Consider the following 21,892-nt stretch of genomic DNA (forward strand, 5'->3'; position numbering starts at 1 on the left):
GCGGCATCGGCGCATGCGCCGAAACCCCGCAAGCGGGGAAGCGGTAACCGGAAACAGTTGGACATGCCGCTTCCCCATTTATGGGGAAGCTGGCCGCGAAGCGGACTGAAGGGGCCTGCTAAGCTCCCCCCTACTGATCCATCGCAGCCTGAATCAGCGCCCGCGCCTCCGGGCTATTCCAATCGGCTTCACCTGCTAGCCGGGCTAGCTCCTTGCCTTGCCGGTCATAGAGAATGGAGGTCGGGAAGCCTCGCGCCTTTAGGGGATACACAATCGCCATTTTGGGGTCGTGGTAAAAGGCAAGGTTGCCTTTGCTGAGCTCTGCCAGTTCCTTCTTGGCCGCTTCGGCTTCATTAGCTTTGTCGACACTAATAGCGACCACCTTGAAGTCCTTTTCGCCCATTCCTTGCTGGAGGGCTGCCAAGGTCGGCATTTCGGTGACGCATGGCGCGCACCACGTCGCCCACAGATTTACCAAGACAACTTTGCCGTGAAACGCACTGAGTTGGGTGGGCGCACCGTCAGGCCCTGCAAAGCTGTTCGGTGGTTGGGGTACCGGGTCTTTGGCGATCTCGAGGCCCTTCAACGGCCCAGCAGCAAAAGAGGCGAAATCCTTCCCACCTGCAGAGATTGGCACTGCCTGATAAACTCCGTAAAGGATAATCCCGATCAACAAAGCCCCAAGCAGCGCCCATTGCGCCCGTTTGGGCTTTCCCGTCGTCACAGGTCCATCGCGCTCAGGTTGCTCTTCACTCATGTCGTCCTCAGATTCCTCTACCCCGCCAGCTTCCGCCAAAGGCCAACAAATGTGGGGCGGTCGCTTTGCAGCCAGTCCTGATGAAACCATGAAGGCGATCAATGCCTCCATCGATGTTGATCAACGTATGTGGCGCGAGGACATCGCCGGGTCAAAGGCCCATGCTGCAATGTTGACCGCCACGGGCATTCTTACGCAGGAAGACGGCCAAGCGATACAAGCTGGCCTTGACGAAATTGGTGCCGAAATTGAAGCGGGCACCTTCCCCTTCTCAACCGATCTTGAGGATATTCACCTCAATATCGAAGCACGTCTCACAGAGCGGATTGGCGATGCGGGTAAGAGGTTGCACACGGGCCGCTCACGCAATGACCAAGTGGCGACGGATTTCCGCCTCTGGGTGCGCCGCGCCTTGGGTGAGGCCGATGAGGCATTGCTCGGCCTGATGCGCATTTTGGTGATCCAAGCCGAAAGCCATGCTGACTGGATCATGCCGGGCTTTACGCATTTACAGACGGCGCAACCCGTCACCCTTGGCCATCACCTGTTGGCCTATGCCGAGATGTTTCAGCGCGATCGCACCCGGCTGCAAGCCTCGCTCAATCACGGCAATGAATCGCCCTTGGGTTCTGCCGCTCTGGCAGGGACACCCTATCCGATTGATCGCGATGCAACTGCAACAGCGCTTGGCTTTGACCGCCCGATGGCCAATTCCCTCGACGGCGTCGCAAGCCGGGATTTCGCGATGGAAGCGCTCAACGCGCTCTCGATCAGCGCCGTGCATTTATCGCGCTTAGCTGAAGAGATTGTGCTTTGGACCTCGTCGCATTTCCGCTTTGCGCGCTTATCCGATAGCTGGTCGACTGGTTCCTCGATCATGCCGCAGAAGCGCAATCCCGATGCGGCAGAGCTCGTCCGCGCCAAAGCCGCTCGCATTGCCTCAAACGCACAATGCTTGATGATGATCGTCAAAGCTTTGCCCCTAACTTATGCCAAGGATTTGCAGGACGATAAGGCTATGACCTTTGAATCCTTTGATGCTTTTATGCTGAGCGTCGGGTCGATGGCAGGCATGATGCAGAGCGTGACCTTCAACCGCGATGCGATGCGCCAAGCGGCCACGTACGGCTATTCCACCGCCACTGATCTTGCCGACTGGCTGGTGCGGGTCCTCAACATGCCGTTCCGCGAAGCCCATCATGTGACGGGTGCCGTCGTTAAAGCCGCAGAGGCCGCTGGTATTGCAGAGCTATGCGATGTGCCTTTAGCGACCTTCCAGACAATTGAGCCGCGCATTGATGCATCTGTGATCGCACTCCTCTCGGTAGAAGCCTCGGTGGATGCGCGGGATTCTTACGGCGGGACGGCCCCAAAACGGGTTTTGGAGCAGGTAAAGCGCCTGCGCCAAGCCCTTCAGTTGGATGCGTGATCGGCTTTGATTGCTGGGCCGTTTCGCTCTATAGCTGTGTTTCTTCCCCAACTTTGACCGCAAAGATAACGCCCATGAAAACCCGCCTTGCCTTAGCCTGTGTCGCGCTCTGCCTGCTGAGTGCGTGCGGAATCAAGGGACCTTTGGAGACAGCACCACCCATGTGGGGTCCTGACCGGGCCGCCTATGAGGCAGAGCAAGCTAAAGAGGCGGAAGAGGCAAAAGCAAAGAAGGCGGCCGAAGAGGCCGAAAAAGCGGGCAATTCAGCTCCCTCCACCGCCCCCCAATAGGCCTGCCATGCGCTTTTTTGATTATCGCGATGGCGCGCTTTATGCCGAAGACGTGCCGCTGGCAGAGATTGCCGAGGCTGTTGGCACCCCCGTCCATATCTATTCCCGCGCGACACTCGAGCACCATTACCGGGTGTTCAAAGCCGCCATGGGCGATATGCCAGTCCATATTTGCTATGCCGTAAAGGCCAATACCAATCGCGCAGTGATCGCGACTTTGGCAGCTTTGGGCGCTGGCGCAGACACGGTGTCGGAAGGCGAAATCCGCCGGGCGCTAAATGCCGGTGTGCCACCCGACGGGATTGTGTTCGCGGGCGTGGGCAAGACGGATCAAGAATTGGCCTATGCGATTTCGGTCGGCGTGCGCCAAATCAACATCGAAAGCGCCAGCGAACTCGACCGGATCTCTGCATTGGCAGAAACTCTGGACCGGGTTCAGCAAGTCTGCATTCGGGTCAATCCCGATGTCGGCGCTGGCGGGCATGCCAAAATCACCACCGGCAAAGCCGATAACAAATTTGGTGTCAGCTTTGACCTGGCCGAAGAACTCTATGCCCGCGCCGATCACTTACCGGGCGTAGACCCTGTTGGCCTGTCCGTTCATATTGGCAGCCAAATCATCGATTTTGCGCCGATGGAAAAGGCCTATCAGAAGCTCGCTGATTGTGTCGTGCGATTGCGCGCGCGCGGGCTGAAGGTCACGCGCCTCGATTTAGGCGGTGGACTAGCCGCGACCTATGATGAAACCGTCACAGGGCCGGATCTTGCGGCCTATGGCGCGATGGTACGGCGCGTGGTTGGTCATTTGGATGTGGAGCTGGAGTTTGAGCCCGGCCGTATGATCGCAGCGAACGCCGGCGTCCTCCTATCGCGCGCGATCGTTACGAAAGACAATGGCGGCAAGTCCTTCTTGGTCGTGGATGCGGCGATGAATGACCTGATCCGCCCTGCCCTCTATGAGGCTTATCACCAGATGCTGCCGGTGAAGAAGGCCGACGACCATGACAATCTGGCGCCCCTCGATGTGGTTGGCCCCGTTTGCGAGACAGGCGACACGTTTGCCGAACAGCGCCCGATGCCAGCGATAGCGGCAGGCGAGTTGTTGGCCTTTATGAGCACGGGTGCTTATGGCTTTGCCATGGCCTCGACCTATAATTCTCGGCCCTTGGCGGCGGAAGTCATGGTCAGCGGTGATCAGTGGCAAGTCGTGCGGCCGCGCCAGACCTATGAAGAGATGTTTGGGATGGAAACCCTCCCCGATTGGTTAGGAAGCAAGACATGAGTAAGCAAGAACCTACGCCTGCCCCTGCCCCGGCATCAAAGGGCGGCGCAAGCTGGGTGCGGCTGGTCAGTGACCTTGGCCCCGCCGTCGTGTTCTTCTTGTCTTATCAGCACGCGGAAAAGAACGGCGTGCCAGAATTTGCGCGTGCGCTAAGCGGCGATCAGGCGGTCTTGTTTGCCACCGTTTTGTTTATTCCAGCCGCGATAGCGGGCTTTGCGTTTTCATATTGGAAAGAGCGCAAAGTCAGCCCGATGGGCCTGTTTACCTTTGCCATGATCGGTGTTTTTTCGGGTTTGGCGCTGTGGCTCAAGAATGACATCTTCATCAAGATGCGACCCACCTTGGTCTACACCCTAATCGGTCTGATTTTGTTGGGATCGGTCTTGTTTAAGCGCAATGTTTTGAAGGCCTTGTTTTCAGGTGCGCTTCACATGCCTGAACCGGTCTGGCACGGCCTCGCCCAGCGCGCGGGCCTGATGTACATCGCGCTGGCCATCATCAATGAAGCCGTGTGGCGGACGCAGCCGTTAGCAACTTGGGTGACCTATAACACCTGGGGCGATATGGCGATTAACATGATCTTCTGGGTCGTAAACTTGGCGCTTTTGGCCAAATATTTCACCGATGCAGACGGCAATCCGCTGCTCGAAGAGCCCAAAGACAAAGTCTAAAATTCTGGTAACAATTCTGCGTCTTGACCTCAGGCAGAAATGGTTATTTGTGATACCCACAAGATAGAGGGGATCACATGAACCGTCGTAACCTATTGGCCGCCATTTCGACCACAGCTTTGGGATTTCTCGCTTTGAACACATCCGCCCTCGCCCAAACTGCCGCCGATGCGGTGAGCAATGATCCCTTTTTGTGGCTTGAGGAAGTTGAAGGCGACAAGGCACTCTCCTGGGTGCGCGGGCAAAACGCGCGCTCGCTGCCTAAGCTGACGCAAGACCCTCGCTATGCGAAGCTTGAAGAAGATGCCCTCAACATCATTCGCGCCAAAGACCGCTTGACCTTTGGCTCCTTTGCCAACGGCTTTGTCAGCAATTTCTGGCAGGACACCAATCACGTGCGCGGCATTTGGCGGCGGGCAGACTTTACGGCTTGGCGCCTCGGCAGCCCTGCTTGGGAAACCGTGCTGGACATTGATAAGCTGGCCAAGGATGAGGGCAAGAATTGGGTCTATCAGGGCAGCAACCCGCTTAACCCGCATGATATCTGGAACACCCGCCTATTGCTGGACCTATCCAATGGCGGCAAGGATGCAGACACTAAGCGCGAATGGGACGTAAAGACCCGCTCGTTCGTTGAAGGTGGCTTTGAGCTGCCAGAAGCAAAATCCGGGGCTGTTTGGGTCGATAAAGACACATTGTTGGTTTCAACCGACTGGGGCCCGGGCTCGATGACTGAGAGCGGTTATGCCTATATCGTCAAACGCTTAAAGCGCGGGCAAAAGCTTGAAGATGCTGTTGAAGTCTATCGCGGCACGGAAAAGGACGTGGCTGTGGCTGCGTTCCGTGTTGATGACGGCACGCGCTACCATCACTTCATCAACCGGGCCCCCACCTTCTTCACGACCGAGACCTTTTATCTCGAAGCTGATGGCAAGGTTGCCAAATTGGACTTGCCCAGCAAGCATAGCTTGCAAGGTCTGCGCGCTGGGATGGTCTATCTGACCCTGCAGGAGGACTGGACGCCACGCGGGGCTAAGAAGGCGATTGCCGCAGGCTCGCTTGTGAGTGCGCCTTTGGCCGCATTGAAGGCCAAAACAGGCGTTATTGCCACGACGACCATCTATGCACCTGGCCCCCGTGAGGCCCTGCAAGATGTGACCATGGCGAAAACGGGCCTTTACGTCACCTTGTCGACCAATGTGAAAAGTGCCGTTCGCTACTACACCCAGAACACAAAGGGCGCTTGGTCGTTTAAGCCTGTGGCTTTGCCAGCCAATGGTGTGGCTTCTGTGGTCGATGCCGGCGTTCGCCAAGAGGAGGCCTTCTTCTCCTACAACGACTTCATCACGCCACCGTCAATCTTGTTTGCGGCCAAGCCAAGCGACAAGCCAGCAACGGTTCAAGCCCAAGCCGCGCGCTTTGATGCGTCAAACCTTGAGGTCAACCAGTATGAAGCAACCTCAAAAGATGGCACCAAAATCCCCTATTTTGTGATTGCGAAGAAGGGATTGGTCCTAGACGGCTCGGCCCCAACGCTTCTTTATGGCTACGGCGGCTTTGAAGTCTCGCTTTTGCCAAATTACTCCGCGATGAATGGCAAGCTGTGGAACGAACGCGGCGGCGTATATGTACTGGCCAATATCCGTGGCGGGGGTGAGTTTGGCCCCGCGTGGCATACAGCTGGCCTGAAGGGCAAGCGCCAAGTGATCTATGATGACTTCATTGGCGTAGCTGAAGACCTGATTGCGCGCAAAATCACCAGCCCGCGTCGGTTGGGCATTCAGGGCGGCTCTAACGGTGGTCTTCTGATGGGTGTGATGATGACCCAGCGGCCAGAGCTTTTCCAAGCCGTCGTCTGCCAAGTGCCGCTTCTGGACATGCTGCGCTATCATAAGCTTCTGGCGGGCGCGTCCTGGGTGGATGAATATGGCGACCCCGATGTGGCGGCTGAGCGGCCTTGGTTGGAACAATTCAGCCCCTATCAGAACTTGAAGAAGACTAGCCCCTTCCCGGAAGCCTTCTTCCTGACCTCAACCAAGGACGACCGCGTCCATCCCGGCCATGCGCGCAAATACGCAGCCAAGATGGAGAGCTTGGGCATGCCGTTCCTTTATTATGAGAATATCGATGGCGGTCACTCGGCGGCGGCAAACTTGGTCGAAAGTGCCAAGCAGCGCGCTTTGGTGGCGACCTATCTGATGCAAAAATTGGTCGATTAGGTCAAAAGGCTTGGCCCACGCGGCCAAGCGACCTAATTGGCTCCTAAGAGGGACGCAACAGAGCAGGAGACAGGCAATGAAGCCGATGAAGATCATGCTGGCGTGCGGGCTTTTGGCCCTAACCGCCGCTTGCGAGACCATTCCGTTTGAAGAGCGGGCAAAGGCCTATGAAGACCAGATGGCGCAACGTTTTGTCGGCAAATCGGCCGACGAATTGGTATTGGCTTTTGGCCCGCCACAATCGTCCTATAAGCTGACCGATGGTCGTGATGTGCTGCAATATGAGCAAAAGCGCACCAACACCCAAGGCGGGGAAAGCTATACCAGCTTTCGCGAAGTCACCCGCTTCCGCACGGAGACGGACGCCGCAGGCAATGTGCGCACAGTGCAATATAGTGAATCCATTCCTGTGACGAATTCATCCCCCGTCTACACGGTCAATCAAAATTGCATCCGCCGCTTTGTGGTGGCCAGCGATAAAAAGGTTGAAAGTTTCCGCTGGGAAGGCAATGCCTGCTTTCGCTAAGCAGGTGTCGCCGGATTTAATCCCGCGCCTATCAGACGGGCGAATTGGGTAATCAACGCGGCCAGATCTTCATAACTGGTCGCCTGTGACTTCAAACCATGAAGCGCGGCCGTGATCGCGCGTGCTTGAAGGGCTTGGAGTGCTGGGGGCACCCTACTGGTCAGGCGCGCCTCCACCAAGGCCTGCATCCGACTGTCGATGGCTGCCACCACATCGCCAACCAAGGCGGAGTTGGTGGCCATCAATTCTGCGCCATGTGGGGACGTGTGGATCGCCTGCCAACTCAGGCCATGCAGGGCAAGCCCAGCCGCAGCCAGCCCTTCCTCAAACGCCAGATCAGGTGGCCAGGCAGCCTCGGCTGCATCACAGCTGGCCTGTCCTAGAGCCACCGCTAGGGCCGCAAAGATCGCCGCTTTATTCTCATAGGATTGATAGAGCGCGGGCCTTGAAATGCTTGCTTCGCCCGCGACATCCTCCATCGAGGCACGCTTGAAGCCATAGCGCGCAAAGACGGCTAGAGCTGCACGTAAAATCTTGTCGCGGCGGGGATCGCCATCCAAACGTATTGACATTTGGTGATAATATTGTCAGATCGTCATAATGTCAATTTGTTAGATGAAGGAATAAGGCGATGGCGAGCAAGGGCTTGGTGCTGGTTACGGGCGGATCTGGCTATATTGGCGGCTTCATCATCGCCCAGCTCTTGGAAGCAGGCTATCAAGTCCGCACCACGATCCGTAATCTGGGCCGAGAACCAGAGGTTCGCGAGGCGCTGAAAAAGCTAACCCCCAATTTGGATCATCTGACCTTTTTCGCCGCTGATTTGACGCGCGATGATGGCTGGGCAGAAGCCGTTGAAGGCGTTGATTTCGTTCAGCATGTGGCCTCGCCTTTCCCAGCCGTGATGCCCAAGGACGAGAACGAATTGATTGGCCCGGCCCGTGAGGGGGCTTTGCGGGCACTCCGTTTTGCCCGCGATGCGGGGGTGAAGCGGGTCGTGATGACCTCATCCATGGCGGCCATCTCCTATGGTCAAAGCGGACCGCGCTCCAAGCCCTATACCGAAGCAGACTGGACCGACGAAACCAGCCCCGACACTGGGGCCTATATCCGCTCAAAAACCATTGCTGAGCGCGCAGCTTGGGACTTTATGAAGACCGAAGGCGGCAAATTAGAGCTTAGCACCATTAACCCAAGCGCCGTTCTGGGGCCGATCCTTGGACCAGACTTCTCCACCTCCATTCTCTTGGTGCAAAAACTACTAAATGGCGACTTCCCCGGCAGCCCGCGCTTGGGCTTCTCGCTGGTGGACGTGCGCGACGTGGCAGATCTACACATCCGAGCCATGACCCATGAAAAGGCCGCTGGTGAACGCTTTTTGGCGGCCTGCGACTTTTATTGGGTGGAAGATGTGGCGCGGGTTTTACGGGAAGATTTGGGAACTCAAGCCCGTAAAGCCCCTACTCGACGCCTACCCAGCTGGCTCGTGCGGATCATCGCCAATTTTGATCCTGTTATCAGAGGGGTCGCCTTTGAGCTCGATAAGGTCCGGATGGCCGACAACACCAAGGCCAAAACCTTGCTTGGCTGGGCCCCACGAGATGTCCGCACCTCGATCACCGACACAGCCCGCAGCCTGATCCGCGAAGGCATTGTACGGGTTTAAAGCGACTTTGGCTTTACAACGTCAGGGCTAACGCATCCAATTGAAAGGCGGCGGCATTCCAGCCGGCTTCAAAGCCCATCGCTTCGTGTTGGGCCTTGGTTTCTTCGCTCCAGTGCCGGGCACCCCATTCCATGTGGGTGCCGCCATCTGGTGCGTCGCTTAAGATCACATAGCCTGTCATAAAAGGTGCGCCGGAGCCAGGCATCCAATCGCCGACATAAGCGTCGGTGAAGGTTTGCTTATAGCCTTCAACCACCTCAACATATTGTCCGTGCATGGGATTTTCTTCTCCCGCCGGACCATTCATCACGATGTAGCTGGCACCACCCGGGCGCACATCGATGTCTGCAACAGAAACCGTCCACGGCTTTGGGCAATACCATTGTTTGAGAAGCGCGCCCTCTGACCAGCAGCGCCAGACTTGTGTGCGCGGGGCCTTGAGATGTCGGATAATTTTGAGTGTGCGTTCATCTGACATTTAGGCATCTCCTTCTTTCTTTGCACCCTTGAGAAGGGCAAAGACGGCCATGGAATGGCCATGACCGAGATCATGGTGCTCCTTAAACCAAGCCACAATGGTACCGGATTTGGTGGAGGGCGTGAGCACACCCCCTTCGGTCCATCCTTGCTCTTCGGCTAAGCCGCGAAGGTCGGCAGGTGTCAGTCCCGTTTTTTTGTGGATGGTGTCGAGATAGGCTTGGAAGGACACGGTCGCTTGTTCCTAAAGTCGGGTGTTGCTTTAAGTCGGCTTCACGGTTCCCAAAAAGCCAATAAGAAGGAGCAAAGCATAGGTCAGCCACACCCACAAGCGGGCATGGTCCATCGCCCGGCGAAGGGGGATCTCTGTCTCATCGCTGGAGCCTTTTTCAATCACGGCGAGCAAGAGCGGACCGACAGGGCGACCAGCGACGTCGATCATGATTGCGGCACCAAAAATGGCAGCAAACACAAGCGCCTTCTGGCTCAACCAGATCTCTGTCAGGGGCCCCCAGCCCAGTAACGAGGTGATGCCGATGCCCGCAAAAAAGGCTGTGATGGCAAGCTTTAGCCAGAACTCAATTTGTTTCAGTTGCGGCACGATTGGTCGGCCAGTCATCATATGGATCGACCATGTCAGGCCCATCCAAACCGCGCCAACAAGCCAAGCCAACCAAAGCGCCCAATTAGGCAAATCCCAATAGCCCGCCACGGCAACCAATGTAACAGAGAGCGGCACCATCACGACCCAAGCCGTGCGTGGCCCCATATCGACGACGCCTAAGAGCCTTAAAATCTCCAGCCTTGTTGCCAAAGGCTTTGCCCGATTGCGAAAGGCTGAGCCCAAAATCGCAACGCCAAGGTCGCCGCCCAACCAGAAGACAAAAGCCAAAACATGGACATAAACAAGTACGTCATAGAGGCCCATGTTAACTCCTCAGGCGCGTGGGCAAAGAAAAGGACTTACTTCACACGCCGTTCTTTGATGCAAGTGCGCTTGACCAGTCTATCCTCTTCAAACCAATGCCATGTACGGCCACGATCCTTGCCATCATCGGACAATTGGATCATCTCATACAAATAGGTGCCGGGGCTGTCTTTGCGCGTCCAAGTCAGCACGACGGTCTTGTCGTCAATCTCCCAAGCCCGGCCAAAGATGCGTTCGGTATCCCACCAAATCTGCTTGTCTTTATAGGTTGCTGGGAAGTGGATTTCCTCGCGCCGACCATCGGACCAGGTGTAAGTATTGATCTGATAATAGGGATAGGTCGCGTCATCTTGAAACTTGCATTGCAGATGCGAGGCATGGCGATCCAGTTCGACATTATTGGCGTCAACATGGATATATTCCCCAACCCATTCACCTTCGTGACGGGCCAGAAGCGGCATGCCGGTTCGAATAGTATCCATAATGCAGAATCCCTTTTGAAGCAGACCAAAGACGTCTAAGCTGCGCCAGTAAATGATATATCCTATACCTCTGACAAGGGCTTCCCGTGGAAAACCTCATCCTTCTGCAGCGCCACGCCAATCATTCTGCCACTCTATGGATCAACCGGCCAGACAAGCGCAATGCCCTGACGGTCGCGATGTGGGCCGCCCTGCCCGCCTGTGTCGCTGAAGCGGTCGCCGACCCTGACATCAAACTGCTCTTCTTGCGCGGGGCGGGCGGTGTTTTTGCAGCCGGGGCGGACATTGCAGAAATGCCAGAAGTCTATGCCACGAGCGAAGCGGCGCTTAAAAATGATGAGAAAATACAAGGCGCGATGAAGGCGCTGGAAGATTGTCCAAAGCCTGTGATTGCCTTGATTGAAGGCCCGTGCGTTGGTGGGGGCTGTGGCTTGGCTCTGGCTTGCGACCTGCGCATCGGCGTGATGGGCAGCCGCTATGGTGTGACACCGGCAAAGCTCGGCCTCGTCTATGGGGCAGGCGACACGCGTCGCTTGATCCAAGCGGTCGGGCTTTCCAAAGCAAAGGACATCCTCTTCACAGGTCGCTTGCTCGACAGCGCGGAAGCCTTGTCCAGCGGCCTTATCGACCGACTGGTGAAGGCAGAAGAGCTAGCTGAGGTCGCGTCAGACTATGCAGCCAAGATCAGCGCGGCCTCGGTCTATTCCATCCGGGCACAGAAGCAGATTCTGGCCATGTTACGCGGTGGATGTGACGACGCAGAAGCCAGCCGCGCCCTCTTTGGCGCAAGCTTTTCGGGTGCAGACTTCAAAGAGGGCTTTGCAGCTTTCATGGAAAAAAGGCCTGCGCAATTTCCTGTACGTTGATCGGTTCTGCTCTATTTCGAGGGCGCGCGGAAACGTCCAATTTTGGCTTAAACGTAAGAGGAATATCGAGTGGGCAGCTTTGCCATTATCGGCGCAGGAATTAGCGGACTTGCCTGTGGCAACGCACTGGCGGCGGCTGGTCATCAGGTTTCGCTGTTCGACAAAGGCCGGGGTCCAGGTGGGCGCATGTCGACCCGCCGCGTTGATACCCCCATCGGCCAAGCCCATTTCGACCATGGCGCGCAGTTTTTTACTGAGCGGGACCCAGATTTCCAGAAAGCTGTTTCGGCGCTGGAAGCACAAGGTGCGGTCGGTCTTTGGCGGGGCCAATTTGTGCGCTTTGACAGCAACGGCCAGCAGAGCACATTGGGCGACGAGCCCCGCTATGTCGGCACGCCGGGCATGAATGGCATTGTGCGTGGGCTTGCAACTGGCCTGAACACCGCTTGGGGGATGCGCGTTAGCACCCTATCGGGTCAGAAAGGCGCTTGGCAGGTGCACTTTGAATCCGGCGAGACTCTGGGTCCTTTTGACCAAGTCGTCTGCGCCGTGCCCGCCGAGCAAGTCAGTGACTTATTGTCCCAGCATACGCCAGCCATTGGGGACCAAGCCAAGGCCGTGCGCTCGCTACCGTGCTGGGCAGGCCTTTTCGCGTTTGAGGGACCTCTAAAAATTGACTGGGACATGGCGCGCTTTGACGGTCATCCCGTGCTGGATGTCATCTCAACCAGCGTGAATAAGCCCGGCCGCACTGGCCCTGCGACCTATGTCGTCCATGGTCGCGCCGATTGGTCCATCACCCATTTGGAAGAAGCCGCTGACCAGATTGCGAGCTTTCTTCTGCAAGAACTGGCAGCACTTTGTGGTCCATTACCTCCGCCCCTCGTCCAATCTGCCCATCGTTGGCGCTATGCCCGGGTTGAGACCAGTCATGGGCCGGGTTTCCTTTATGATGGCGTTCAAGGCATCGGTGCGTGCGGGGATTGGCTGTCGGGTCCTCGCGTTGAATCGGCCTGGGTTTCTGGCCACCACTTGGGCCAAGCTCTTTCAGCTTAGCTGACAAGTGATAAAGTCCGCTCTACACTAGGTTCACTCTCGTTTTTCTCACTCTGATTGTCCAAAGGAAGTCCACATGTTCTTGTCCTTAGCCACCTGGCCCGAAATCGATCAGCGGCTGAAAACTGGCAAGCGCGGGATCATCATACCTATTGGCAGCCATGAGCAGCATGGCCCGACCGGCCTTATTGGCACCGATGCTTTATGCCCAGATATCATCGCGCGCGAAGCTGAGAAGCAGGGTGACCTTTTGATTGCCCCAGCTTTCTCGATTGGCATGGCCCAGCACCATATGGGCTTTCCGGGCTCTATGACACTTCGACCTTCCACCATGATTGCCACCATTGTTGATTGGACGGCCAGCCTGACGCGCGCTGGTTTTGACCGGCTTTATTGGGTCAATGGCCATGGTGGCAATGTCGCGACCATCCAAGCTGCTTTTGCTGAAACCTACGCGCCTTATTCCCTGCGCGGTGAAGCTGCCCCTTTTGCCCATATGCTAAAGAACTGGTGGGAATTGCCCGGCATTGAACGGCTGTGCCTCGACATGTACCCCGTCGGCCATGGCTCGCACGGTACGGCTTCTGAAGTAGCGGTCACCTATTGGGCCTATCCCGAACGGGCGGATCTGGCGAAACTGGTGCTGGAGCCAAAGATTGCACCCAATGGCCCGATCAGGGATGCAGCGGACTATCGGCGCCGCTTTGCCGATGGCCGCATTGGCTCTGACCCGACACAATCCACGCCAGAGCAAGGCGGCAAGATTGTCGCCTCTGCGGCTAAGGCTTTGATTACAGACGCCAATAACTTCTTTGCTGAGACTGCCTGATGGCCCAAACCACCCATGACTTCGACGTCCTCATCTCTGGCGGCGGCCTTGTTGGCCTAACCCTGGCCTTAGCACTCGACCAAGGCGGGCTGAAGGCTGCCGTGATCGACCGCCTGCCCGCAGCCGACCTGTTGGAGGAAAGCTTCGATGGGCGCGCCACGGCCATGGGGTTTGCAACGTACCGGATGATGCAAAGCTTAGGCGTTGCCCGTCACATTGGCGAAGTGCAGCCGATAGAGCAGATTTTGGTGTCAGACGGGCGGATTGGTAGCCCATCGCGCCGAGGTGGCCCCTCGGCTCTCACGCTCCACTTCGACCATCGCGAAACCGGGACGGGCGATGAACCGCTCGGCTGGATGATTGAGAACCGCCGCATCCGCTTGGCCCTCGACAAGGAGGTCGCCACCCGTTCTGGCATCACGCGCTTTGCACCCAATGAGATTGAAGATCTGCAAATTGGCGCGGGCCAAGTCTCAGCGCGCTTAAAGTCTGGCAAAGTCCTAACTGCTCCGGTCATCGTCGGCGCAGATGGTCGCGGGTCGTTTGTGCGCAAAAAAGCTGGCATTCGCACCTATGGCTGGTCCTATGATCAAACCGGGATCGTGACCACCGTTGCGATGGAAAACGCCCATCAAGGGGTGGCGCATGAATATTTCTTACCAACCGGCCCCTTCGCTATTCTGCCACTGATGCATAATCGCGCCAATATCGTCTGGTCAGAGAAAACCAGCCGCGCGAAAGCGCTTATGGCGATGAGCCGTGCCGATTTAGAACAAGAATTGGCGCGCCGCTTTGGCGACTTCTTGGGCGCGGTAAAGCTCGACGCGCCGGTTTGGTCTTATCCCTTGTCGATGGAGCTTGCGGCGACTTGGGCAAAGCCTCGCGTAGTGCTGGCAGGCGATGCGGCACATGGCATTCACCCCATTGCAGGCCAAGGCCTGAACCTCGGCCTCAAGGATGTTGCCGCCTTGGCCGAAGTGCTGGTGGAAGCGCGCGGGCTGGGTCAAGATTTGGGCGATTTGGCCGTGCTCGAGCGCTATGCGCAATGGCGGCGGACCGACACCATGACCTTGGCCATCTCATGTGATGCCTTTGTCAGACTATTCTCCAATGACATCGCACCCGTTCGGGCCCTGCGTACCCTTGGCCTAGGGATTGTGGACGCGATTGGCCCGGCGCGGCGCTTTTTTGCTAGCCATGCCGGCGGGGCGGTGGGTGACTTGCCCAAGCTCCTACGTGGCGAAAGCCTTGGGGCACATGCGTGACCGATTATGCGACGCCAAACCTGCCTGCCAAAGATATGGCGGCAACATCTGCCTTCTATCAAAAGCTTGGCTTTATCGAAGACTATGTTTCGCCGGGCTGGATGATCTTATCGCGCGGCGGCCTTCAGCTGGAGTTCTTTCCCTATCCAGACTTGGACCCGACTACTTCGTCCTTTGGTAGCTGCTTGCGCGTCGATGATTTGCAGGGGCTCTACCAAGCTTGCGTCACGTCTGGGGTTCCTCAAGCCCACCTCGGAATGCCCCGGGTTCATCCACCGCAAAAGGAAGCGTCTGGCTTGACGATCGCTTATTTGATCGACCCAAACGGGTCCTTAATCCGCATTATCCAGAACGATTAAAGCCGCTCGAGCACGGCTTGAGCAAATAATTTCGCGCCATGCTTGCCGTCCTGACAGTCGAGCGCCAGATAGAGCCAAGGCTCAATCAGCTCTAACTCCATCAACAGCCACTGGCCTCCTGCGCCGCGTACCAGATCGACGCGAGCATAGGTCAAGGGCGTGCCATCGGCCTTAGCCAGCACCGCTTCTGCCGCCTCTAAAGAGCCTTCAGGCGCATCCATGCCTGTTTCGACCGCGCCATGTTGGCCTTGCGTGCGATAATCGCCTGCCTTGGGCCGCTTGATGAGGGCATGGGAAAACCGCCCCCCAAAATAGAGGAGCGACAGCTCGCCTTCCTCGGTCACAGCAGGCAAGAAGGGCTGGATAAGCGCTGCAGCGGGCGGCAACACGTCCGCACTGGGCACCGGCTCACCCCGCTTTAAGCGCGCCTGCCGCCAAGCCCCAGCCCCAATGCGCGGTTTGATGATAATCTCGTCAGCGTTCAGCGTGTCAAAGCTCGCCAGAATCACTTCCAGGCTGCAGGCCTCAACAGCTAAGGTCGGCGGCACCGGGGCACCGCGACGCGCTAGTTCTGCCAGATAGCCCTTGTCCATATTGGCGCGGATGACATCGCCGTCGTTGAACAAGGAAGTGCCTGCGGATTCAATTTCATCTAGGCGTTTCAGGAAAGTCTCAGTCGCTTGGGGGTAGTTCCAAGCCAAAAGCGGTAGTACCGCTGAAAAACGCGACCAATCCGTGCCCTCGTCCTGCCAGAAAACGGGCTCTATCATCACACCTGATGGCTTAAACGCCTCGCGCAGCAAAGCAAGCTGATTATGCGCATAGTCGGGCTCGGCCCGATCAGGACGGCTGGGGTAATAATCGTGGGTGACGAGGAGAGCGATTGGTTTCATGTCCAAGCCGCTAGCCGCATCGCACGCAAACGTCTAGAGCAAGCCCGCACTAAATGTCCCGAGGCAAGGAGCCCATAGAGATGACGACCCAGTTTGATGTTTGCGGTGTTGGTAATGCGATTGTTGATGTGATTGCACCCGCATCGGATGAATTCCTAGCTGAACATCAAATTGCCAAGGGCGCCATGACGCTGATTTTTGATGAGCCCGCCGTGGAGCGCCTTTATGCCTCGATGGCAGCGGGTCAAGAAAGCTCGGGCGGGTCTGCTGCCAATACGCTGGCAGGCATTGCCTCCTTGGGCGGCAATGGGGCCTATATTGGCAAGGTTGCCGATGACACCTTGGGTCATGTGTTCCGTCACGATATGAATGCGGGCGGCGTTGCCTATGACACGCCACCGCATGCCAATGGTCCTTCAACGGCGCGCTGCTTGATCAATGTGACGCCAGATGGCCAGCGCTCCATGAGCACCTTCTTAGGCTGCTCACCCCTTTTGACACCAGAAGACTTGGACCCAGCTAAACTGGCTTCAGCCCAAATCGTCTTTTTGGAAGGCTATTTGTTTGACGCGGAAGAAGCCAAGGCCGCCTTTGTTAGGGCGTCTGAGATCGCACATACCGCTGGCAATAAAGTCGCGCTGACCTTGTCCGACTTGTTCTGCGTTGACCGTCACAAGGCCGCTTTCCGTCATTTGGTTGCCAACCATATCGATATCTTGTTTGCCAATGAGGCCGAGATTATTGCCCTTTATGACGCGGCAGACTTTGATGCCGCTTTGGCAGCAGCGCGCAAGGATTGCGATCTTGTGGCGCTGACGCGCTCTGAAAAAGGCTCTGTCCTTGCCCGTGGCGACGAAGTTGTGACCGTTGCCGCTGATCCTGTTGCCCAAGTCGTCGATACCACGGGGGCGGGCGACCTTTATGCGGCGGGCGTGCTCTATGGCTTGGCGAGCGGTCGCGAACTCGAAGCATGTGGCAAGCTTGGTTCGCTCGCAGCCGGAGAAGTGATTTCTCATTATGGTGCGCGCCCGTTGGTTAGCCTTGCAGACTTGGCGGCTGCGCGCGGCCTCTAATCGGGCGGGATTGGCGCAAAACTTGCTCCAGCCAACCCATGATCAAGCATGCGACCTACCTTGGAACACTGATGGCATTGGGCTTTGCCTCAACAGGGCAAGCCCAAAGCGTATCAACCTATCGCTCTGACGGCGTTTTGGCGCCTCAAGTGAAGGCGGAAGTGCGCAGGGAGCGGCCGCGCCAAGTTCGCATCACACGGTCCAGTGATGCTTTGCCGCCTATTGGCAGTTTTGTTGAGACGATTGAGCCTGTTGGCGGGGGCGTGCGCCTCGCGCCTGCTTCAACTGAAAGCCAAACGCTGCCTATGGCCATTCTTTATGATGTTCAAGCACAGCCGCGTCAGAAGCGGGCACCGCGTCAGTCCCGGCCAGAGCGCAAGCGCCGCAACTAGCGCTCGCGCGGGCTACCCTTTCCCTTCCCCTGCTGGACGGCTAGAAAGCCCAACCTGCGAAGGGACAAAACGCCAGAATGCTGAAACTTGACGGGCTCACAAAAACCTATGCTGGCCAGAGGGGTGTGAGCTCTGTCAGCTTTGAGGTTGCGCGCGGCGAAGTGGTCGGGTTTGTCGGTCCCAATGGTGCAGGCAAGACGACGACCCTACGCATGATCGCAGGCACGCTGGAGCCTGATGAGGGCACCGTTCAGGTGCTTGGCCAAGATGTGTGGTCAAACCGACAGGCGGCGCAAGCCATGATGGGCTATTTGCCCGAACATGCGCCTTTGTATGACGACATGACCCCGCGCACCTATCTGGACTTTCTCTTGTCCGCGCGAGAGGTGACGCGCAAACAGCGCCCAGACTTAATATCTCAAGCGGCCATCAGAACACAGGTTGCGGATGTGCTGGATCGTCGGATTGAGGGGCTTTCGAAGGGCTATCGGCGGCGCGTCGCCCTGGCTGGCGCGCTTGCCCATGATCCGCCCGTCCTGGTCTTGGATGAGCCGAGTGATGGCCTCGACCCCAATCAAAAGCGGGTGACGCGGGTCCTGATCCGCGAGCTCTCGCCTGGACGGATCATCTTGATCTCCACCCATCAATTAGACGAAGTCGTCAATGTGTGCAGCCGATTAATCCTGATCGCGGATGGTCAGGTACGAGCGGATCAAAGCCCTGCGGACTTTGCCGCCCAAGACCAAAACGGGCAAATCGACGAGGTCTTCTATCGCCTTACCAAGCGGCCCGACGAGGCAGCATCATGATGGCGTTTTGGAACAGCTTTCTGGCCGTGTATCAGCGTGAGCTACGCCAAGACGGCAGCAATCCCTTGGCTTATGTCTTTGTGGCAAGTTTTGTCTCAGCTTCCATATTATTGACGTTTCAAGTCGGCGGATTGTTCGAAGCAGGCCGCGCGGAACTGGTTGCCTTCTTCCAATTCCATCCTTGGCTGTTTGTTGTCCTCATGCCGGCTCTTAGCATGCGGGCGTGGAGTGATGAGGCACGGACCGGGACGCTGGAGACCCTAATGGCGCTGCCGGTGCCGACTGCTGCGCTTGTGCTGGCAAAATTCATGGCGGCTTGGACCTTGGCGTGCCTGATGTTGGGATTGACGACACCGCTGTGGGTCGGAATTAGTTTGCTTGGCCCTGTCGATCAGGGCGCAACTTTGACCGCCTATCTGGGCTCATGCCTGTTGGCCGGAGCCTATTTGGCAATTGGTATGGCAGCTTCTGCGGCCAGTCGCAGTCAGGTCTTAAGCTTCGTGATTGCCCTAGGCGTCAGCTTTCTAGCCACGGCGGCAGGCCTGCCATTGGTGAGCAGCACGCTGGCCGCCTTTTTGCCCCTGCCACTGACCGAGATGCTCGCATCCTTGTCCATGTTAGACTCCTTCTCAGGCTTTGAGCGCGGCGTTATTGAAGCGCGCGCCATCGTCTATTTTCTAGCCGTCATGGCTTTGGGTCTGTGCTTGACCGGACTGTGGGTTGATAACCATCGTGGGGGCCCGCGATGAAGCGCCCTCTGTTCACCCGCCTTGCGGCAGCTCTCCTGTTTGTCTTGTTCCTTTGCAGCCAGTTGATTAGTCAAAACTGGCTCGCCTCGGTTCGGCTCGATACGACGCAAGACCAGCTTTATACGCTCTCTGCCGACACAAAAGCTGTGTTGCGCGACATGAAACAGCCAATCGAAGTGCGCCTCTATCTCTCGCGCGAGGCCTTGACGGAAGACCCTGTGATGCGTGGCTTTAGCCAGCGCGTGGCGGATCTGCTTTCCATCTATGCAGGCGAAGCCAACGGCCTGATCAAATTGACCCTTGTTGATCCTGCGCCCTTTTCCGCCCAAGAGGATGGGGCTTTGAAGGCGGGCCTGACGCCCATCCCGGGCCCGCGTCCAGACGATGCCGCGGCTTATCTTGGGCTGGTGTTAAAAAGCCCCTATGGGCGCGACGTGGTGCTACCTGTGTTAAATCCATCCGAGGAAGCCAGCCTCGAATATCGCTTGACCCGTGCCGTTTCGAAGCTGCAAGAGGCAGAGCCAACTCGCGTCGCGATGATCTCCGGCCTGCCTTGGTTCATCACGACGGACCCAGAACGCGGCGGTTTACGGCCGGTGGCGGACCTTGCCACCCTATTGATGCAGGAGACCGAGTTCTCCCTCTTAAGCCCAGATTTTCAGGCTATTCCCACCGCTATCGATGTCCTGATTGTGGCTCAGCCAGAACCTCTTACCGACGCACAACAATTCGTGCTCGACCAATATGTCCTAAAAGGCGGCAAGCTCCTGCTGTTGCTAGACCCTGCCTCAACGATTGCTCGCGATGGCGGTGGCGGGGCGCAGCAGGGCGCACAAGCTTTGGGGCGCTTGCTGCAGAATTGGGGATTTAGCGTCCAAGGCGATGTGATTGCAGACCGCACATTTGCTCTGCCCGTACAAACCGGTCTTTCAGGGCGCGCCGCGATTGCCCCTCAGCCTCTGATCTTTCAAGTGCCAAGTAGCGGCTTGAATCAAGATCAAGCTGTCACGCGCAGCTTAAGCCAAGGCGTGCATGTGGCAACGCCGGGCGAAGTCGTGTCGCTGGGCCAGACAGGCACCAGTTTCACCCCACTGCTGACCTCTTCGCCCGACACCATGCGCCTAGAAGCCAAGCGCGCCTTATCGGGCCTAAGCCCACAGGACCTAGAGCTTGATTGGCAAAGTTCTGGCCAGCGCCAAGTCTTGGCTGCCGAAGTGCGGGGTTCTTGGGGAACGGCGTTTCCGGGTGGCGATCGCGCCAAGTCCGGTGCAAGCGCGATGACGAAAAGCGAGAACCCTGGCCAAATCCTTGTCTTTGGCGATGTCGATCTGCTGGCCGATAGCTTGTACGTGGATGGCAATGGCGCTGTGGCCGACAATGCGCGCCTGATCCTCAATAGCGTGGACTATCTTGCAGGCCGATCCGCGCTTTTAGACCTTCGCGCTCGCACGCCGCGTCCGCGCAATTTGGTCGTGGTTGAAAAGCTGCGGCAGGCGGCACAGACGCGGGTCCTGGAAGAAGAGCAAGCCTTGGAAAGCCGCCTTGAACTTGCCGAAACGCGGTTAAGAGAAATCGAGGCCAAAGAAGCGGCGAAGGACCTGATCGCCTCTGACGTGACGAACAGGGAACTCGCCCAAGTCCGCCAAGAAGTCCGCGACACCCGCACCCGTTTGCGCACGGTGCAACAGGGCGTCCGCGAGGATGTTGCACGCATCAAGACCCGTCTCATGGTGATCCCGGGCATCGGGATCCCGTTGTTGGTCTTGCTGGCGGGGCTGTTGATCCAAGTTTTCCGACGTCGCCGTCAGATGCGGCTCGCACCATGACAAGTCCCAGTTTGACGGCCGGCGATCTGAAACGGCGCGATATTTTAATTCGCTTGGCCAGTGCCTGTGCCGGCGGTTTGGGCCTTAGCTATGGGGCACAAACCTCAAAGCGGGGCGGCGGGCAGGGAGAGCAAAAGTCAGGCAAGGTGTTTCCGAACCTTGGCAAACATGCGTCCAAAGTCACCCATATCAGCCTTATCAGTCGAAGCAGCCAGTTTGAATTGGAGAAGGCCGAAGCGGGGTGGGTCTCGCCACAGTCTGACTTCTACCCGGTGGCGGACGATGCCTTAAGCGGCTTGATCAAGGCGCTAACAGACCTGCGCTATGTCCGGACCCTACCGCCGCCGACCAAGCTCGACGCCAAAGCGAGCCAGATTGCGCCACATATAGGCGGAGACGGCGTTTTGATAAGCTTGGAGACCAAGGATAAGGCCCAAATCGCCACTCTGACCCTAGCTCGACGCGGCGAGATGACACTGGCCCAGCTTCCCGGCGATGAGGTACTCTATGAAGTCAGCACGGTCGATTGGCCGCCCTTGGACAGCCCATCAGCTTGGCTTGATTTACCTAAATTCGACATCGCAGCAGAGCGCATTGCGACGGTCGAACTGATCCGCCCTGACCAAGACCGACTTGATATCGTACGCAGGCCAGATGGTGGCTTCGCCCCTGTCGGTGGGAAGCCCAGCCCAAGGGTCACGGATATCGCCCTGATGCTTGGTCGCCTGGAGCCGCAAGCTGTTATGGCGGCAAACAAGCTTAGTGGCGCGCCAGCCTTTAGCCACAGCACAAGCCTGAAATCAGGCTTGATCATCGCCTTGGACGGGTTTGAAAGCGCAGGCCGCTTTTGGGTCAAGGTCCGCCCTGACACCAGCAAGGCGGCAAGCCCTGAGGAGGGCGAGCGCTGGGCCACGCAAACCAACGGCTGGGCTTATGCAATCCCGCCCAATTTCGTGACTCTACTCATGACCCCCTCGCTCCTGAACGCAGGCCCTTAACCGTGCTGCGTCTGATGAAGGCCAAACGCTGGACCTAATGGCGTGTGCGT

Annotated in this window: 25 protein-coding genes; 18 read left to right on the forward strand and 7 right to left on the reverse strand. The window is 57.5% G+C overall.

Annotated features, from left to right (window positions below):
* Positions 1 to 130: 130 nt before the first annotated feature.
* Positions 131 to 757, reverse strand: a complete 627-nt coding sequence (locus tag ACIQ20_RS03040; protein WP_395777300.1) for a TlpA family protein disulfide reductase — start codon at positions 755 to 757, stop codon at positions 131 to 133.
* Here ACIQ20_RS03040 and argH point away from each other — a divergent pair.
* The 6 genes from argH (at position 756) to ACIQ20_RS03070 (ending at position 7,174) form a co-directional block, all read left to right on the forward strand.
* Positions 756 to 2,186, forward strand: a complete 1,431-nt coding sequence (gene argH, locus ACIQ20_RS03045; RefSeq protein ID WP_395777302.1) for an argininosuccinate lyase — start codon at positions 756 to 758, stop codon at positions 2,184 to 2,186. The genes ACIQ20_RS03040 and argH overlap by 2 nt on opposite strands.
* Before the next feature lie 74 nt (positions 2,187 to 2,260).
* Positions 2,261 to 2,476 (forward strand): lipoprotein, encoded by a 216-nt coding sequence (locus ACIQ20_RS03050; RefSeq protein WP_395777304.1) that lies wholly within the window; start codon positions 2,261 to 2,263, stop codon positions 2,474 to 2,476.
* Positions 2,477 to 2,483: 7 nt separating this feature from the next.
* Positions 2,484 to 3,758 (forward strand): diaminopimelate decarboxylase, encoded by a 1,275-nt coding sequence (lysA, locus tag ACIQ20_RS03055; protein ID WP_395777306.1) that lies wholly within the window; start codon positions 2,484 to 2,486, stop codon positions 3,756 to 3,758.
* Complete coding sequence (locus tag ACIQ20_RS03060) at positions 3,755 to 4,429, forward strand: inner membrane-spanning protein YciB (protein ID WP_395777308.1); 675 nt, start codon at positions 3,755 to 3,757, stop codon at positions 4,427 to 4,429. The genes lysA and ACIQ20_RS03060 overlap by 4 nt, the downstream gene beginning before the upstream one ends.
* 77 nt (positions 4,430 to 4,506) lie before the next feature.
* Positions 4,507 to 6,648: a prolyl oligopeptidase family protein gene (locus ACIQ20_RS03065; RefSeq protein ID WP_395777310.1), complete on the forward strand. Its 2,142-nt coding sequence runs from the start codon at positions 4,507 to 4,509 to the stop codon at positions 6,646 to 6,648.
* 76 nt (positions 6,649 to 6,724) lie between these two features.
* Positions 6,725 to 7,174 carry a hypothetical protein gene (locus ACIQ20_RS03070; protein WP_395777312.1) on the forward strand — a complete coding sequence of 150 codons (450 nt, stop codon included), beginning with the start codon at positions 6,725 to 6,727 and terminating at the stop codon, positions 7,172 to 7,174.
* Here ACIQ20_RS03070 and ACIQ20_RS03075 read toward each other — a convergent pair.
* Positions 7,171 to 7,746 (reverse strand): TetR/AcrR family transcriptional regulator, encoded by a 576-nt coding sequence (locus ACIQ20_RS03075; RefSeq protein ID WP_395777314.1) that lies wholly within the window; start codon positions 7,744 to 7,746, stop codon positions 7,171 to 7,173. The genes ACIQ20_RS03070 and ACIQ20_RS03075 overlap by 4 nt on opposite strands.
* 59 nt (positions 7,747 to 7,805) lie before the next feature.
* Between ACIQ20_RS03075 and ACIQ20_RS03080 the strand changes: the two genes are divergently transcribed.
* On the forward strand, positions 7,806 to 8,840 hold the full coding sequence (locus ACIQ20_RS03080; RefSeq protein ID WP_395777316.1) for an SDR family oxidoreductase: 1,035 nt from the start codon (positions 7,806 to 7,808) through the stop codon (positions 8,838 to 8,840).
* A gap of 13 nt (positions 8,841 to 8,853) precedes the next feature.
* On the opposite strand, the gene ACIQ20_RS03085 is transcribed toward ACIQ20_RS03080, so the two are convergent.
* From ACIQ20_RS03085 to ACIQ20_RS03100, 4 genes are read right to left on the reverse strand one after another with little or no spacing between them, the layout of a single operon-like run.
* A complete protein-coding gene (locus tag ACIQ20_RS03085; protein WP_395777319.1) occupies positions 8,854 to 9,318 on the reverse strand; it encodes an SRPBCC family protein in 465 nt (154 codons plus the stop codon).
* The gene (locus ACIQ20_RS03090) at positions 9,319 to 9,549 is read right to left on the reverse strand and encodes a DUF4287 domain-containing protein (protein WP_395777322.1); all 231 of its coding nucleotides are present in this window, start codon (positions 9,547 to 9,549) and stop codon (positions 9,319 to 9,321) included.
* 30 nt (positions 9,550 to 9,579) lie between these two features.
* On the reverse strand, positions 9,580 to 10,245 hold the full coding sequence (locus ACIQ20_RS03095; protein WP_395777324.1) for a hypothetical protein: 666 nt from the start codon (positions 10,243 to 10,245) through the stop codon (positions 9,580 to 9,582).
* Positions 10,246 to 10,280: 35 nt separating this feature from the next.
* Positions 10,281 to 10,727 (reverse strand): hypothetical protein, encoded by a 447-nt coding sequence (locus ACIQ20_RS03100; protein WP_395777326.1) that lies wholly within the window; start codon positions 10,725 to 10,727, stop codon positions 10,281 to 10,283.
* An 86-nt stretch (positions 10,728 to 10,813) separates the two neighbouring features.
* On the opposite strand from ACIQ20_RS03100, the gene ACIQ20_RS03105 reads away from it, so the two are divergent.
* The 5 genes from ACIQ20_RS03105 (at position 10,814) to ACIQ20_RS03125 (ending at position 15,102) form a co-directional block, all read left to right on the forward strand.
* Positions 10,814 to 11,593 carry an enoyl-CoA hydratase/isomerase family protein gene (locus tag ACIQ20_RS03105; protein ID WP_395777328.1) on the forward strand — a complete coding sequence of 260 codons (780 nt, stop codon included), beginning with the start codon at positions 10,814 to 10,816 and terminating at the stop codon, positions 11,591 to 11,593.
* A gap of 69 nt (positions 11,594 to 11,662) precedes the next feature.
* Entirely contained in the window at positions 11,663 to 12,649 is a 987-nt protein-coding gene (locus tag ACIQ20_RS03110) for an NAD(P)/FAD-dependent oxidoreductase (protein WP_395777330.1), read from the forward strand.
* Between the two features lie 76 nt (positions 12,650 to 12,725).
* Positions 12,726 to 13,478 carry a creatininase family protein gene (locus tag ACIQ20_RS03115; RefSeq protein ID WP_395777332.1) on the forward strand — a complete coding sequence of 251 codons (753 nt, stop codon included), beginning with the start codon at positions 12,726 to 12,728 and terminating at the stop codon, positions 13,476 to 13,478.
* Positions 13,478 to 14,743, forward strand: coding sequence for a UbiH/UbiF/VisC/COQ6 family ubiquinone biosynthesis hydroxylase (locus ACIQ20_RS03120; RefSeq protein ID WP_395777334.1), 1,266 nt, complete (start codon positions 13,478 to 13,480; stop codon positions 14,741 to 14,743). The genes ACIQ20_RS03115 and ACIQ20_RS03120 overlap by 1 nt, the downstream gene beginning before the upstream one ends.
* A complete protein-coding gene (locus ACIQ20_RS03125; RefSeq protein WP_395777336.1) occupies positions 14,740 to 15,102 on the forward strand; it encodes a bleomycin resistance protein in 363 nt (120 codons plus the stop codon). The genes ACIQ20_RS03120 and ACIQ20_RS03125 overlap by 4 nt, the downstream gene beginning before the upstream one ends.
* On the opposite strand, the gene ACIQ20_RS03130 is transcribed toward ACIQ20_RS03125, so the two are convergent.
* Entirely contained in the window at positions 15,099 to 15,995 is an 897-nt protein-coding gene (locus tag ACIQ20_RS03130; RefSeq protein ID WP_395777338.1) for a RimK family alpha-L-glutamate ligase, read from the reverse strand. The genes ACIQ20_RS03125 and ACIQ20_RS03130 overlap by 4 nt on opposite strands.
* 80 nt (positions 15,996 to 16,075) lie before the next feature.
* Between ACIQ20_RS03130 and ACIQ20_RS03135 the strand changes: the two genes are divergently transcribed.
* The 6 genes from ACIQ20_RS03135 (at position 16,076) to ACIQ20_RS03160 (ending at position 21,842) form a co-directional block, all read left to right on the forward strand.
* Complete coding sequence (locus ACIQ20_RS03135; protein ID WP_395777340.1) at positions 16,076 to 17,068, forward strand: adenosine kinase; 993 nt, start codon at positions 16,076 to 16,078, stop codon at positions 17,066 to 17,068.
* Between the two features lie 71 nt (positions 17,069 to 17,139).
* Positions 17,140 to 17,460, forward strand: coding sequence for a hypothetical protein (locus ACIQ20_RS03140; RefSeq protein ID WP_395777342.1), 321 nt, complete (start codon positions 17,140 to 17,142; stop codon positions 17,458 to 17,460).
* Between the two features lie 77 nt (positions 17,461 to 17,537).
* Positions 17,538 to 18,269, forward strand: coding sequence for an ABC transporter ATP-binding protein (locus ACIQ20_RS03145; protein ID WP_395777344.1), 732 nt, complete (start codon positions 17,538 to 17,540; stop codon positions 18,267 to 18,269).
* On the forward strand, positions 18,269 to 19,018 hold the full coding sequence (locus ACIQ20_RS03150; RefSeq protein ID WP_395777346.1) for an ABC transporter permease: 750 nt from the start codon (positions 18,269 to 18,271) through the stop codon (positions 19,016 to 19,018). The genes ACIQ20_RS03145 and ACIQ20_RS03150 overlap by 1 nt, the downstream gene beginning before the upstream one ends.
* Positions 19,015 to 20,844, forward strand: coding sequence for a Gldg family protein (locus ACIQ20_RS03155; RefSeq protein WP_395777348.1), 1,830 nt, complete (start codon positions 19,015 to 19,017; stop codon positions 20,842 to 20,844). Before ACIQ20_RS03150 ends, ACIQ20_RS03155 begins: the two co-directional genes overlap by 4 nt.
* A complete protein-coding gene (locus ACIQ20_RS03160; protein WP_395777350.1) occupies positions 20,841 to 21,842 on the forward strand; it encodes a hypothetical protein in 1,002 nt (333 codons plus the stop codon). Before ACIQ20_RS03155 ends, ACIQ20_RS03160 begins: the two co-directional genes overlap by 4 nt.
* The last annotated feature ends 50 nt before the right edge of the window (positions 21,843 to 21,892 follow it).

The sequence above is a fragment of the Aquidulcibacter sp. genome (genome assembly GCF_044346625.1).
GTDB lineage: Bacteria > Pseudomonadota > Alphaproteobacteria > Caulobacterales > Aquidulcibacteraceae > Aquidulcibacter.

Excerpts from the sequence above, each read along its gene's own strand:
- ACIQ20_RS03050 (WP_395777304.1), top strand. The coding sequence starts at position 2,261 with ATGAAAACCCGCCTTGCCTTAGCCTGTGTCGCGCTCTGCCTGCTGAGT.
- ACIQ20_RS03095 (WP_395777324.1), bottom strand. The coding sequence starts at position 10,245 with ATGGGCCTCTATGACGTACTTGTTTATGTCCATGTTTTGGCTTTTGTC.
- ACIQ20_RS03145 (WP_395777344.1), top strand. The coding sequence starts at position 17,538 with ATGCTGAAACTTGACGGGCTCACAAAAACCTATGCTGGCCAGAGGGGT.
- ACIQ20_RS03070 (WP_395777312.1), top strand. The coding sequence starts at position 6,725 with ATGAAGCCGATGAAGATCATGCTGGCGTGCGGGCTTTTGGCCCTAACC.
- ACIQ20_RS03100 (WP_395777326.1), bottom strand. The coding sequence starts at position 10,727 with ATGGATACTATTCGAACCGGCATGCCGCTTCTGGCCCGTCACGAAGGT.
- ACIQ20_RS03115 (WP_395777332.1), top strand. The coding sequence starts at position 12,726 with ATGTTCTTGTCCTTAGCCACCTGGCCCGAAATCGATCAGCGGCTGAAA.
- ACIQ20_RS03135 (WP_395777340.1), top strand. The coding sequence starts at position 16,076 with ATGACGACCCAGTTTGATGTTTGCGGTGTTGGTAATGCGATTGTTGAT.
- ACIQ20_RS03120 (WP_395777334.1), top strand. The coding sequence starts at position 13,478 with ATGGCCCAAACCACCCATGACTTCGACGTCCTCATCTCTGGCGGCGGC.
- ACIQ20_RS03150 (WP_395777346.1), top strand. The coding sequence starts at position 18,269 with ATGGCGTTTTGGAACAGCTTTCTGGCCGTGTATCAGCGTGAGCTACGC.
- ACIQ20_RS03130 (WP_395777338.1), bottom strand. The coding sequence starts at position 15,995 with ATGAAACCAATCGCTCTCCTCGTCACCCACGATTATTACCCCAGCCGT.
- ACIQ20_RS03160 (WP_395777350.1), top strand. The coding sequence starts at position 20,841 with ATGACAAGTCCCAGTTTGACGGCCGGCGATCTGAAACGGCGCGATATT.
- lysA (WP_395777306.1), top strand. The coding sequence starts at position 2,484 with ATGCGCTTTTTTGATTATCGCGATGGCGCGCTTTATGCCGAAGACGTG.
- ACIQ20_RS03155 (WP_395777348.1), top strand. The coding sequence starts at position 19,015 with ATGAAGCGCCCTCTGTTCACCCGCCTTGCGGCAGCTCTCCTGTTTGTC.
- ACIQ20_RS03060 (WP_395777308.1), top strand. The coding sequence starts at position 3,755 with ATGAGTAAGCAAGAACCTACGCCTGCCCCTGCCCCGGCATCAAAGGGC.
- ACIQ20_RS03040 (WP_395777300.1), bottom strand. The coding sequence starts at position 757 with ATGAGTGAAGAGCAACCTGAGCGCGATGGACCTGTGACGACGGGAAAG.
- ACIQ20_RS03085 (WP_395777319.1), bottom strand. The coding sequence starts at position 9,318 with ATGTCAGATGAACGCACACTCAAAATTATCCGACATCTCAAGGCCCCG.
- ACIQ20_RS03065 (WP_395777310.1), top strand. The coding sequence starts at position 4,507 with ATGAACCGTCGTAACCTATTGGCCGCCATTTCGACCACAGCTTTGGGA.
- ACIQ20_RS03140 (WP_395777342.1), top strand. The coding sequence starts at position 17,140 with ATGGCATTGGGCTTTGCCTCAACAGGGCAAGCCCAAAGCGTATCAACC.
- argH (WP_395777302.1), top strand. The coding sequence starts at position 756 with ATGTCGTCCTCAGATTCCTCTACCCCGCCAGCTTCCGCCAAAGGCCAA.
- ACIQ20_RS03080 (WP_395777316.1), top strand. The coding sequence starts at position 7,806 with ATGGCGAGCAAGGGCTTGGTGCTGGTTACGGGCGGATCTGGCTATATT.
- ACIQ20_RS03075 (WP_395777314.1), bottom strand. The coding sequence starts at position 7,746 with ATGTCAATACGTTTGGATGGCGATCCCCGCCGCGACAAGATTTTACGT.